Below are 12,687 nucleotides of genomic sequence, written 5' to 3' on the forward strand. Positions count from 1 at the left end.
TAACATTGCGGGGCGTTTTTGTTTTTCACGCCGTTATCTCTATAAAAAAAACCAGCCCGAAGGCTGGCAAACAAGGAGTTTGAGATGAAAATGAAAACGTTATAAAGCTTGCTGATATCCTATTTCTCAATAAGTTGGGTTGTGCGTTGAAGCCAGTTTTTATCTTGCGTATCAAGAAAAGGGCTAAGTGCTTGATAGACTCGTGAATGGTAATGATTGAGCCAGTCTAGCTCTGCTTGATCTAGCATTGATAAATCAAGGGCGTTGGTCGCAATTGGAGCAAGAGTGATGGTCTCAAAACCGTAGAACGTGCCGAACTCATTTTGTTCTACTTCTACAACTTTAAGAATGTTCTCTATTCTTACCCCGTACTCACCTTCGCGATAAACGCCTGGTTCATTAGTAATGACCATACCCGGTTTTAGCTCAACCTCATGGTGGCTTTGCGAGAAATTTTGTGGGCCTTCGTGAACATTCAAGCAAATGCCTACGCCGTGTCCAGTGCCGCACTTGTAATCAATACCATGTTGCCATAAGACGCCACGCGCCATGATATCAAGATTGGCACCCGTAGAGCCTTTCATGAATCGAGTCTGAGTCAGTCGGATGACCGCTTTGAGCACCAAGGTATAATCTTTGCGCTGCTTAATGGTCGGTGACCCGAAGTGGAAAGTACGGGTGATGTCTGTTGTCCCGCCAAGGTATTGGCCACCAGAATCGACGAGAAAGAAGTTGCTTTCATTGACTGCGGCATTGCTTTCTTCATCGGCGGCATAATGCATTTTTGCCCCGTGAGCTGCGAAGCCTGCGATAGTGCGGAAACTGTCACTCACATAATGTCGGGTTTGACGGCGATAGTGATTCAGTTGTGCCTCAGCAGACAATTCTGTAACGAGTCCGCTTGGAACTTGCTCTTCGAGCCAGTTCATAAACCTTACGATTGCCACACCATCATCTGTTAATGCCTGTTCTAGGCTAGTTAGCTCAGTCGCATTTTTTATGGCCTTCATTGCCGTTACAGGGCAAGCCATTGGCTTTAGATTCACATTCCGTTCAATCGAACTCACCAATAAGCTGTCTGTGTGGGTCGGGTTAAAAGCGAGCGATAATCCCTCACATTGCTGATTCAAATACTGACTTACGTAGTTGTAATGGCGAATGTGTACACTCTGCTTGGTGAGCGCTCTTTCAACGTCTTGAGGCAGTTTGGCTTTATCAATAAACAGTGTCGCAAGTGATTGCTCTACAACTAGATAGGCTTCAGAAACTGGGCAGTAATTCGTATCACCACCTCGAATATTCATTGTCCACATGACATCATCTAGCGTTGACACTAATAAGCTACCTACTTGGTTCTCGGTTAACCAAGAACGGATTCTCGCTAACTTATTTTCTGTGTCAACGCCAGCAAAAGCGGTGGGGTGCTCGAATACGGGTGCACTTGGGCGAGGTGGTCTTTCAAGCCAAATCGGTGTGAGCAAATCTAGGTCGAGAATGATCTTAATGTTTTTCGCTTCAAAGGCTTGTTTGAGGCCTTGATAAAAAGCGTAACTGATGGCGCGCCCGTCAACCGCGACAATACTGTTTTCTGGGAGCGTGGTAGCCAGCCATTTGGTAATTGTCGGCGTTTCTGGTTGTTTGGCTTTAAACAGTTCAAGTCCTGTGCCGTGTAACTGTTCTTCAGCTTGAATATAGTAACGACCATCAGTCCACAGGCCACCACCTTGTTGGGTAATGACGACATCGCCTGCTGAGCCGGTAAAACCTGAAATCCAGCTTCGCGCTAACCAATGAACCGCGGAGTATTCACTGTTATGTGGGTCATTGTTGGTCACGATATATGCAGACACGTTGTGAAAGGACATTGCCTCACGCAATAACGTAAGGCGTTGGTTTACTGAGTTAGTATTGTTCATTAAATGGTTCCTAAAGTCATATTTGAGCAATAGATATGATGCTGCTCCGAGCCTGTTTTTATTGGGTTCTGTTGCCCGCATACTTCTGTTGCTTCTGGGCATCGAGTACGAAAAACGCAACCGCTCGGTGGATTAAGTGGAGAAGGAAGGTCGCCGGGCAATAGTTGTATTTCACGGTCACGTGCTAATTGCGGATTAGCTATCGGGACAGCAGATAACAGTGCTTTGGTGTAGGGGTGTTGTGCATCATCAAATACTTTATCGTAACGTCCTACTTCCATAGGTTTACCAAGATACATCACCATAACGCGGTCGCTGATATGGCGCACCACGCTTAAGTCATGCGCAATCATCACCAGTGTTAACCCCATTTCTTGTTTAAGATCATCTAGAAGATTGATGACCTGAGCTTGTATGGAGACGTCTAGCGCACTAACGGGTTCATCACACACGACCAAATCTGGATTGAGAATTAATGCTCTGGCAATGCCCACACGCTGGCATTGACCTCCGGAAAATTCATGTGGATAGCGGTTTCGCTGGCTCGCCAAGAGACCCACTTTATCCATCATAGCGATGACACGCTTTTCTACCTCTGCCCGTTTAAGTTGTGGCTCGTGGGTGAGCAGTGGTTCGGCGATGCATTCTGAGATGGTTAATCTCGGATTCAAACAAGCGGATGGGTCCTGAAACACCATCTGAAATTCTCTGCGTCGAGAGGAAAGCTCTTTTTTACTAAACCCGAGCATGTCTTGACCTTTCCAAGTCAACTCGCCATGTGTAGGTTCAGTTAAGCGAAGTAAGGCGCGTGCAAGTGTTGATTTTCCGCAGCCTGATTCCCCCACAATGCCAAGTGTCTCACCTCGGTAAACATCTAAGTCGATACCATTGACCGCTTTCACGATTTTACGTCGACTTGGAATAAGATGACGTGAAACAGGAAAGTGGACGTTTAAATCACGAGCAGACATGAGGACTTCTTTTTTATTCATAACGCCTCCTTAAGCTTTTATTTGAATGGGAGTGATAACACTGGGTGCTTTAACGTGACAGGCAATGGACTGGCTCGTGTTTAATGGAGAAAACCGTGGGGTTTCGTATTGGCAACGCGTCTCTCGATGCTCGCACCGCTCTCTAAACGGACACCCTTTATGGTTAATCAACGCACTTGGTGGGTTACCTGGGATGGTTGGTAAACGCGGCATATCTTCAGTGATAGAAGGAATAGCCTTTAGCAGACCTTGAGTATAGGGGTGCGCAGGTTGAGCGAACAATGTCTCGGTATCGGATTGCTCCATTTTTTGACCACCATACATGACCAATACGCGATCACACATCTCGGCGACGACGCCCATATCGTGAGTGATCAGTAAAATTGCGGTGTTGAACTCTTGTTGTAAGTCTCGTAATAGCGTCAAAATTTGAGCCTGAACGGTTACATCTAATGCGGTGGTTGGTTCGTCTGCAATTAACAACTCGGGCTTACACAACAAGGCCATCGCTATCATGATTCGCTGACGCATTCCGCCAGATAGCTCGTGAGGGTATTGATTCATCCGAGTTTCGGGAGAGGGAATACGCACCGCATCTAACATGTGAATCGATTCAATTTTTGCTTGTTTTCGGCTCATTCCTTTATGAATCATGAGAACTTCACAAAGCTGTTTGCCAATTTTCATGAATGGATTGAGTGACGTCATCGGATCTTGAAAGATCATTCCGATTTTCTCTGCACGGATGCGGTTGAGCTGCTTTTTAGACATCGCGAGTAAATCATCACCGTGGAACATCGCGCTGCCAGACACGGCGCCGTTGTCCGCGGTTAACCCCATTAATGCGAAAACAGACTGGCTTTTTCCCGAACCTGATTCCCCAACAATCCCAAGAGTTTCGCCCGCTTTAATCGAGTAGGAGAGATTACTGACCGCTTGCACTTGCCCATCTGGCGTATCGAAGCGCACGTTCATGTTTTCAATAGATAGCATGGGTTTGTCCTTATCGGTCTTTCGGGTCAAGAGCATCACGCAAGCCATCGCCGATGAAGTTAAAACAAAAGAGGGTGGCAACTAAAAACAGAGAGGGAAAAAGCAGCATCCACAATGCAACGTCAATTGTTTTTGCGCCTTCGGAAATCAGGATCCCCCAGCTCGTGTCTGGTGGTTGAACACCAAGCCCTAAGAAGCTTAAAAACGATTCGAACATAATGAATCCTGGTACCATTAAGGAGGAATAAACCATCACGATCCCAAGAACATTAGGCAGAACATGGCGTCGGACAATTGTCAATTTAGAAACCCCAATAGAGTGTGCGGCTTCGATGAATTCTCGCTTTTTTAGACCGAAGGTGACACCACGTACAACACGGGCAATGCCCAGCCAAGATACCATTCCGATCACGATAAAAATCAGGTAGATGTTGTTGCCAAAAAGGGTAACAAACAGGATAACCATAAACATAAATGGCACCGAATCGAGCACCTCAATAATGCGCATCATTACGCTATCGACAACGCCGCCAAGATAGCCGGAAATACTTCCCCAAATCGTACCAATAACAACGGCGACTAAGGCGCCGACAAAACCCACCAAAATAGAGAGCCTGCCGCCTTGCATCGTGCGAGCAAAGACATCTTGCCCGAGATCATCGGTACCAAAGTAATGGCCACTGCTCAGTGAAGGTTTCCCTAGCTCGTATGGATCGATGAGCACTTCCCAGTCAATTTCATCATGGCCAAAAGCGGCAAGAGAGGGGCCGAAGGTGATGCATAAGGTAATGAACGCCAAAACATACACTGATGTCATCGCGGCTCTGTTTTTACGAAATCGAGTCCATGCATCCTGCCAAAGACTGCGACCTTTGACGGCTTCAATATTGTCGACGACTTGATCTTGAAGAGCTTGTGTATCCAGTTTTTTTATCGTTAACATGCCGTACTCCTAAACGCGTATACGAGGGTCGATAATCGTATATAGCAAGTCGACCACAAGGTTAAAGAAGATAGTGAGTGAAGCGACAATCAGAGTAATGCCCATTACTAGGCCGTAGTCGCGGTTGAGAGCCCCAGACACAAAGTGTTGTCCCATGCCACCTGTACCAAAGAAAATGTCGATAATTACCGAGCCTGTCACGACAGACACAAACGCAGGGCCGAGCATCGCAACGACGGGAATCAGGGATGGTCGCAAAGCGTGATGGAATAAAATGTAGGTTGTGGACAAACCTTTGGCTTTTGCCGTTCGAATGTATGGTTGGTTGAGCGTTTCAATCATTGCGCCACGCATGACGCGTGCAATACTCGCAATGGAGCCAATCGCTAGGCTGAGCACGGGAAGAACAAGAAAAGCCAGCTTTCCTCCTTCCCAACCACCAGCAGGGAACCAGCCGAGCTGAATAGCGAAGATCATGACTAAAACTGGAGCAAGCACGAAAGCCGGAACCACAACTCCAGTCATCGAAAGTGTCATCAGGCCGTAATCTAGGCGGCTATTTCGGTTCAATGCCGCAATGGTGCCAAGCAACATGCCAAGTGGAACGGAAATACAAAAGGAGAGCACGCCTAATACTGCTGAAACTGGCCATGATTGTGCGACGAGCTGTGTAACACTGAAGTCTTGATAAACGAAGCTCGGACCGAGATCTCCTTGTATGAAATTACCAATGTAAATCCAAAACTGAGTAAGGAAGGGCTGGTCCAAATGGAATTTTGCTTCGATATTCGCACGTACCACCTCTGGCATAGGCCGTTCCATATCAAATGGCCCCCCTGGTGCAATGTGCATCAGCCAAAATGATACGAGTGCGATGAATAGAAGCGTGGGGATAGCGATAGCTAATCGCTTAACAATGTACCAAATCATGATCCATCATCCTTTGGTCATCCGAAATCACTTCGAACGGTTATGAATAAAAAAATGGTCTGAGCTCAGGTTGCCTTCTCCACCGAGAGATATGAGGAACGGCAAGTAAACATTGAACTTGCCGACTCAGACCGAAAACATGCTTTTAGTGGGCTTTTACATAGACATTCTTGCGGTAGTACGACGACTCAGGGTTTGTCAGTTCGTAGCCGCCCACGTAAGGCTTGATGAGGTATTGATCGTTACCCGGACGATAAATAGGAATAATGGCCATGTCTTCAATCAGCATGCTTTCTGCTTGTAAATACAGTTCTGATGGGTTGCTCATGGTCTTTGAGCGAGCCATTAACTCGTCGTATTGCGGGTTGTTATAACGAGAATCGTTGTACTCACCACTAGAAACGAAGATATCCAACCATGTAGAGGCTTCATTGTAGTCGGCCGTCCAGCCGCCGCGAGTAATGTCGGTCGGCTCTTTAAGTGCGTAGAACACTTTCGGTTCTAGCTGTTTTATCGTGACTTGCGCACCCAATCGGCTTTTCCACATGCCTGCCATGGTGGTTGCCATTTTTACGTCCATCGAGAAAGTTGGTACGGTAAACGTTAACTTAAGCGGATTGCTTTTATCGTATCCAGCTTCTGACAGTAATTGCTGCGCTTTTTCGATACGTTTATGGCGGTTCCAAGTTGCGAACTCAGGAGTGTGAGATTTAAAACCATCTGTTTGAGGTGGCACAAGGGTATACATTGGAACCCCACCGTTTCTCAAAATAGCACTCGTTAACAGTTGACGGTCAATGGCATATGAGAGGGCTTTACGAACCCGAACGTCTTTTGTTGGCCCTTGTTGAGTGTTGAGGTAATAGAATGTGGAGCCAAGAGACGCACTGGTGCTTGCCACCTCTTGTGGGCGTTGTTGAATTAACTTTTTCTTCTGAGCGGCAGGAATGGAAACCGCTTGGTCTATCTCACCAGCTAGGTAGCGGTTTAGCACTACGTTTGCATCACCAATTGGTAGCCAAGTGACTTTTTCCAGCACTACATTGCTTGCGTCCCAATAATGTGGATTTTTAACCATCACCAGTTTTTCGTTAACTTTCCATTCAGAGACAGTAAACGCACCATTTGTAACGATATGCTCAGGCTGGGTCCAACGGTTGCCATGTTTTTTAACGGTCGCTTTGTGAACGGGGGCAAGCACTGGATGACTTAATAGTTTCGTAAAGAAGGGAATAGGCTCTTCGAGTGTTACCTGGAATGTTTTTTCATCCAGCGCCTTCACGCCCAAAGACTCAGGCTCGGCTTCGCCCTTCATAATCGCTTGCGAGTTTTCGATATTTGGAATGGCCGCAAACCAAGCGTAGGGTGAAGCAGTGCTTGGATTCAGTAAGCGTTGCCAGCTGTAGACAAAATCTTGTGCAGTGACCGTTTCGCCATTTGACCATTTTGCATCACGTAAGTGGAAGGTATAAACCGTATTGTTGTCATTGACTGACCAAGACTCAGCAACACCAGGAATGGTTTTACCTTGCTTATCTTGAATGACCAGACCTTCAAACAGGTCTCGACCGAGATTAAAAGCGGGCTCTGCGGCTTGCTTGGCTGGATCAATAGAAGTAACTTCAGCTCCATTGTTTAGCGTAATTTCTTGTGTCTCATCGAGGGTCACACCTGCGGGATACGGCGCGGCATAGCTTGATGTTGCCAGTATTGGACTCATCATCGACGCTAATAAAAGCAACTTAGGTAATTTCATCCTTGTCTCACTCTTTTCATCCTGAAAGATGCCAAAAATGTATATTGTATAAATTGTCTACACAATCGAGTTTTAACATTACTGTAACAGGGTGTCAGGTGTTGAGCTGTCTGGTCTCAAAAAGTGAGCTAGGGGAATTTCTTTGAAGATCTGATATCAAGTTGGCATGACGGGAAGTAATTTTGCTTCGATACAAATTAAAATCCCCTTCAAACACAGGCTAGAAGGGGAAGATAGTCAGTCTCTCTTCAAAAGGCACGACGTTAACTGACTAGGAAATGTTTCACGAACTCAGTGATTTTGACCATATCACTTACCGCGATAAACTCTTCTGTCGTGTGTACTTTTGCCATGCCAGTTGAAAGGTTGACCGTTGTGAGACCTTTCTTGTTAAAGTTGTTGGCATCGCTACCGCCGCCAGTGCCTTTTGTGAAGGCGTCAATTCCCAACTCTGAAAACGCTGCTTTTATAGCGTTTACGTGTGGGTGGTTTTCTTCAATAACAAAAGCGTCGTAGGCTCGGCTAGATTCAATTTCGACTTCTGCACCGTGTTTTTTACAGACAGACTCTAATGTTGAGATCATATGATTGACCTGAGCATCTAGTTTATCGCCATTCAGGGAGCGTGCTTCTGCCACGATTTTTAATTCAGGCATAACAATGTTTGTGGCCTGACCGCCGTTAACCATACCGATGTTGGCTGTCGTTTCTTCGTCGATGCGCAGCAGCTTCATTTGGTTGATAGCATCAGCCGCCACCATGATCGCACTGATGCCTTCTTCTGGCGCAAGCCCTGCGTGTGCTGGTCGACCTTTGATTTTTGCCATGATCTTTTGCTGGCCTGGGGCTGCGGTCACAATGGTGCCAATAGGGCCACCCGTATCTAACACGATTGCTTCCGTTGAAGTGACGTGTGACATATCGAAGTATTGTGAACCGAATAAACCGCCTTCTTCATACACGGTGAAAGCAAGTTCTAACGTTTTGTGCTCACGGTTTTCCGCTTGAATACAACGAACGGCTTCCATGATGGCAGCAATACCAGATTTATCATCGCCACCGAGAATCGTATTGCCTTTTGAACGGATAATGCCGTCTTCGATGATTGGCTCAATGCCAATACCTGGAGTGACCGTATCCATATGACAGCTCATTAGAATAGAGCCGTCTTTTTTGCCGTCTAAACGGGCGTACACGTTAAAACCGTTAGAAATGTGCTCAGGCACTGGAAGCTTGCGTACGGTAAAGCCTAGCTCGCCTAGCTGTTCTGCCAGTGTTTCTGCAATTTGTTTTTCGTTTTTTGATTCGCTGTCGATACGTACTAGTTGGCAAAAGTGTTCAACTAAGCGTTCTTGATTGATGTGTGTCATTAGATGTCTCTTTTTCTGATCGAGCGTGAAGCCTTGTGGCTCGGCTCGATAGGGAACAGAGCACCACTTATGGCACAGTTACTTTTGAATAAAACTGAGGTGAATCAATAAAGGGGTATCCATGACACGATTCTGACCGATGAGCCTTTCGAACTGTATGAAGCGTCACGAAACATTACTTTTGATGTTTTGTAGGACCAAATGAATGAAGCAGATAGAAATAGGGGGCAATAGGCTTTCTATCCCTCTTTTACTTTTTGAGCTACGTTGCCAAGATAAAATGCCAAAGTAACAACTTGTTTACATTTTTCATGTTGGCGTAAAGCCGAAAATATCAATCTAATGTATTGAAAATAAGCAATTTGTTTGATTTTTGCGAAAGTGGATTCGATGTGCCTTCTGTGTGTAACATATATTTTACAATTATGCGTAAAAGTCGCCAAGATAAAGATTTCTCCCCATGTATTCCAATTTCTCAAGACCTGCGCCAAGTTAGAAAAATAAGTCCAAACAAAAGCTACTGAGACAAGGAGAAAGTCATGGTTGATGCATATAACCCACTAGGAACAGACGGATTTGAGTTTGTTGAATATACCGCTGCAGACAACAAAGGCATTCAACAGCTTAAAGATCTGTTTATATCGTTAGGTTTTGCGGAGATTGCAAAGCATCGCTCAAAAGAAGCGTGGTTATATCGACAAGGTGACATTAGCTTTATTGTGAATGCGCAGCCGCATAGCCAAGCTGAGGGATTCGCCAAAGTTCACGGTCCGTCGGTTTGTGGCATGGCATTTCGTGTGAAAGACGCCACCGTTGCTCTGGCGCATGCGTTAGAGAATGGCGGTAAAGAATATAAAACGGAAATTGGGCCGATGGAGCTAAGCATTCCTGCTATTTATGGCATCGGTGAAAGCTTGCTTTATTTTGTCGACCGTTATGGAAAGCAGAGTATTTATGATGTCGATTTTCGTTTTTATGATGATGCTGATGAGCGTTTATCAAAAGCGAATGTTGGTCTTTACGAAATCGACCACTTAACGCACAACGTTAAGCAAGGCAACATGGATGTCTGGTCTGGTTTCTATGAGCGCATTGGTAACTTCCGCGAAATTCGTTATTTCGATATCGAAGGTAAGCTGACTGGTCTTGTCAGCCGTGCGATGACCGCACCTTGCGGCAAAATCCGAATTCCTATCAATGAGTCGTCAGATGATAAATCACAGATTGAAGAGTTTATCCGTGAATACAATGGCGAAGGTATTCAACACATCGCATTGACCACAGACGACATCTACGAAACGGTCAAAACCTTGCGTGAGCGAGGCATGGACTTTATGCCAACGCCAGATACTTATTACGAGAAAGTCGATCAGCGTGTTGAAGGCCACGGTGAAGATGTAAGCAAGCTTCGTGATTTGCAGATTCTTATTGATGGTGCGCCAACGAAAGATGGCATCTTGCTACAAATCTTTACTCAAACCGTTATCGGCCCTGTGTTCTTCGAAATCATCCAACGTAAAGGCAATGAAGGCTTTGGCGAGGGTAACTTCAAAGCGTTGTTTGAATCGATAGAAGAAGACCAAATTCGCCGAGGAGTATTGAGCGATGCATAAATGGATCACATTCCCTCATCGGGAGGGAGTCTGCTCTAAACAAGCGCATGCTGACTTCCCGGAAGAGGCAATTTATGAACGTGAGGCAGGTCGAAGTGGCTTCTTCGGCCCCGCAACACATTTTCATCATCAACATGCCCCAACGGGGTGGTCTGAGTGGGAGGGCGAGCTACGTCCACGAGCGTTCGATTTTAATCTAGTGGAGAAAGTCAGCCATATTACCCCTTGGGCAGTCCCGCATCTATTACACAACGCGAATTGTAAAGTTCGTGTTTGGCGTATGGATGAAAAAATGGATTTCTTGGTGAGAAACGCTGATGGCGACGAACTGCTATTCATCCACCAAGGTACGGCAGATCTCTACTGTGATTATGGTCATTTGAAAGTGAGCGAAGGGGATTATGTCATGATCCCTCGCTCAACGAGCTGGCGTTTAGAGCCAAGCGAGCCGATGTTCATTCTGATGATCGAAAACACCGATGCGGCTTATACATTGCCCGAAAAAGGCATGGTTGGAAACCACGCGGTGTTTGATCCGGCGGTTTTAGAAACGCCGTCGATCAACGATCAGTTCCGTGCTCAATATTCTGAGAATCAAACACAGGTTCAGGTGAAACGCCACGATAAAGTCAGTGTTATCACTTACCCATTCAACCCGCTGGATGCGATTGGCTGGCATGGTGATTTGGCGGTAGTAAAAGTGAACTGGCGTGATATTCGTCCACTTATGTCACATCGTTACCATTTACCGCCTTCTGCACATACTACATTTGTAGGAGCAGGATTTGTGGTGTGTACCTTCGTTCCTCGTCCAATTGAAAGTGATCCTGGAGCGCTCAAAGTACCGTTCTACCACAACAATGACGATTATGACGAAGTCTTGTTCTACCATGCAGGTGATTTCTTCAGCCGTGACAACATTGAAGCAGGTATGGTGACATTCCATCCAGCAGGATTTACACATGGCCCTCACCCGAAAGCATTCAAAGCAGGGCGAGAGCACAAGAAGACTTTCACCGACGAAGTTGCGGTAATGATCGATACGCGTCACGCACTTCAGTTTGCGGATGAGCTGGAAAAAGTAGAAAACAAAGAATACGTCTATAGCTGGCAAGAGAAGTAAGAGGCAAGGATGAAATTAGCAACCAAGAAAAATGGCACTCGTGACGGTTTGTTGATGGTCGTGAGCAAAGACTTAACGCGCTGCGTACCTGCGACAGAAATTTTCCACCCCATGAACTTAGCTCCGACGATGCAGGTGGCGCTTGATAACTGGGATACGCTAGCACCACAACTGGAAGAGCTATACGTTGCACTGAACAATGGCACGGTTGCAGGGTATGAAGAGTTTGAAGCGCACTACTGTGAGTCGCCGCTTCCTCGCGCTTATCAGTGGGCTGATGGCAGTGCTTACGTAAACCACGTTGAGTTGGTTCGAAAAGCTCGCGGCGCTGAAATGCCAGAGAGTTTTAGGACGGATCCGTTGATGTACCAAGGAGGCTCTGATGCCTTTATTGGTCCTTGTGACAACATCGAGTTTGCGAGTGATGAATGGGGTATTGATTTCGAAGGTGAAGTTGCTGTGGTAACTGGTGACGTACCAATGGGCGCGAGTGTTGCAGAGGCTCAGGAGTCGATTCGTTTGATCATGCTGGTGAATGATGTCTCACTACGTGGCCTAATTCCGGCAGAGTTAGCTAAAGGGTTTGGTTTTTTCCAATCTAAACCTTCTTCTGCGTTTTCTCCTGTGGCAGTAACACCTGACGAACTAGGCGATGCGTGGTACGAAAACAAAGTGCATTTACCACTGGTCTCGACATACAACCACAAGCCGTTTGGTCGCCCAAATGCGGGTATCGATATGACGTTTGATTTTGCAGACTTAATTGTTCATGCGACTAAAACGCGCCCGCTATCTGCTGGGGCAATTATAGGTTCTGGCACGGTATCTAATAAGCAAGGCACCGAACATGGCACTTCGATTGAGGAGGGTGGTGTTGGTTATTCATGTATCGCGGAAGTTCGCATGATTGAAACCATTCGTGATGGTAAGCCGTCGACTAACTTCATGTCGTTTGGAGATTCAATTAGATTGGAAATGTTCGATGCGGATGGCAACAACATATTCGGTTCGATTGACCAACAAGTTAGCCAATATCTCAAGCACTAACAGT

General features: G+C 46.1%; 10 protein-coding genes. 3 read left to right on the forward strand and 7 right to left on the reverse strand.

Annotation, left to right across the window (positions count from 1 at the left end):
* Positions 1–119: 119 nt before the first annotated feature.
* The 7 genes from R8N46_RS09190 to R8N46_RS09220 form a co-directional block, all read right to left on the reverse strand.
* Positions 120–1,916, reverse strand: a complete 1,797-nt coding sequence (locus R8N46_RS09190) for an aminopeptidase P family protein (protein WP_213972305.1) — start codon at positions 1,914–1,916, stop codon at positions 120–122.
* Positions 1,916–2,908, reverse strand: coding sequence for an ABC transporter ATP-binding protein (locus tag R8N46_RS09195; RefSeq protein WP_053303147.1), 993 nt, complete (start codon positions 2,906–2,908; stop codon positions 1,916–1,918). Before R8N46_RS09195 ends, R8N46_RS09190 begins: the two co-directional genes overlap by 1 nt.
* 9 nt (positions 2,909–2,917) lie before the next feature.
* Entirely contained in the window at positions 2,918–3,901 is a 984-nt protein-coding gene (locus R8N46_RS09200; protein WP_213972306.1) for an ABC transporter ATP-binding protein, read from the reverse strand.
* 10 nt (positions 3,902–3,911) lie between these two features.
* Positions 3,912–4,844: an ABC transporter permease subunit gene (locus R8N46_RS09205; RefSeq protein WP_213972307.1), complete on the reverse strand. Its 933-nt coding sequence runs from the start codon at positions 4,842–4,844 to the stop codon at positions 3,912–3,914.
* Between the two features lie 9 nt (positions 4,845–4,853).
* A complete protein-coding gene (oppB, locus tag R8N46_RS09210) occupies positions 4,854–5,774 on the reverse strand; it encodes an oligopeptide ABC transporter permease OppB (RefSeq protein ID WP_005377838.1) in 921 nt (306 codons plus the stop codon).
* Between the two features lie 145 nt (positions 5,775–5,919).
* Positions 5,920–7,530 (reverse strand): peptide ABC transporter substrate-binding protein, encoded by a 1,611-nt coding sequence (locus tag R8N46_RS09215; RefSeq protein ID WP_213972308.1) that lies wholly within the window; start codon positions 7,528–7,530, stop codon positions 5,920–5,922.
* 263 nt (positions 7,531–7,793) lie between these two features.
* Complete coding sequence (locus R8N46_RS09220; RefSeq protein ID WP_213972309.1) at positions 7,794–8,900, reverse strand: M20/M25/M40 family metallo-hydrolase; 1,107 nt, start codon at positions 8,898–8,900, stop codon at positions 7,794–7,796.
* A 539-nt stretch (positions 8,901–9,439) separates the two neighbouring features.
* On the opposite strand from R8N46_RS09220, the gene hppD reads away from it, so the two are divergent.
* Genes hppD through R8N46_RS09235 form a run of 3 tightly spaced genes read left to right on the forward strand, consistent with a single transcriptional unit; the run spans position 9,440 to position 12,683 of the window.
* Positions 9,440–10,513, forward strand: a complete 1,074-nt coding sequence (gene hppD, locus R8N46_RS09225; RefSeq protein WP_005377835.1) for a 4-hydroxyphenylpyruvate dioxygenase — start codon at positions 9,440–9,442, stop codon at positions 10,511–10,513.
* A complete protein-coding gene (locus R8N46_RS09230) occupies positions 10,506–11,636 on the forward strand; it encodes a homogentisate 1,2-dioxygenase (protein ID WP_213972310.1) in 1,131 nt (376 codons plus the stop codon). Before hppD ends, R8N46_RS09230 begins: the two co-directional genes overlap by 8 nt.
* 9 nt (positions 11,637–11,645) lie before the next feature.
* Entirely contained in the window at positions 11,646–12,683 is a 1,038-nt protein-coding gene (locus R8N46_RS09235; RefSeq protein WP_213972311.1) for a fumarylacetoacetate hydrolase family protein, read from the forward strand.
* Positions 12,684–12,687 lie beyond the last annotated feature (4 nt).

Origin of the sequence: Vibrio sp. 1874 (genome assembly GCF_033344395.1) — a bacterium.
GTDB classification, from domain to species: domain Bacteria; phylum Pseudomonadota; class Gammaproteobacteria; order Enterobacterales; family Vibrionaceae; genus Vibrio; species Vibrio alginolyticus.

Bases quoted from the DNA above. Each gene is read 5' to 3' on its own strand.
- R8N46_RS09190 (WP_213972305.1), bottom strand. From the start codon at position 1,916: ATGAACAATACTAACTCAGTAAACCAACGCCTTACGTTATTGCGTGAG.
- R8N46_RS09195 (WP_053303147.1), bottom strand. From the start codon at position 2,908: ATGAATAAAAAAGAAGTCCTCATGTCTGCTCGTGATTTAAACGTCCAC.
- R8N46_RS09200 (WP_213972306.1), bottom strand. From the start codon at position 3,901: ATGCTATCTATTGAAAACATGAACGTGCGCTTCGATACGCCAGATGGG.
- R8N46_RS09205 (WP_213972307.1), bottom strand. From the start codon at position 4,844: ATGTTAACGATAAAAAAACTGGATACACAAGCTCTTCAAGATCAAGTC.
- oppB (WP_005377838.1), bottom strand. From the start codon at position 5,774: ATGATTTGGTACATTGTTAAGCGATTAGCTATCGCTATCCCCACGCTT.
- R8N46_RS09215 (WP_213972308.1), bottom strand. From the start codon at position 7,530: ATGAAATTACCTAAGTTGCTTTTATTAGCGTCGATGATGAGTCCAATA.
- R8N46_RS09220 (WP_213972309.1), bottom strand. From the start codon at position 8,900: ATGACACACATCAATCAAGAACGCTTAGTTGAACACTTTTGCCAACTA.
- hppD (WP_005377835.1), top strand. From the start codon at position 9,440: ATGGTTGATGCATATAACCCACTAGGAACAGACGGATTTGAGTTTGTT.
- R8N46_RS09230 (WP_213972310.1), top strand. From the start codon at position 10,506: ATGCATAAATGGATCACATTCCCTCATCGGGAGGGAGTCTGCTCTAAA.
- R8N46_RS09235 (WP_213972311.1), top strand. From the start codon at position 11,646: ATGAAATTAGCAACCAAGAAAAATGGCACTCGTGACGGTTTGTTGATG.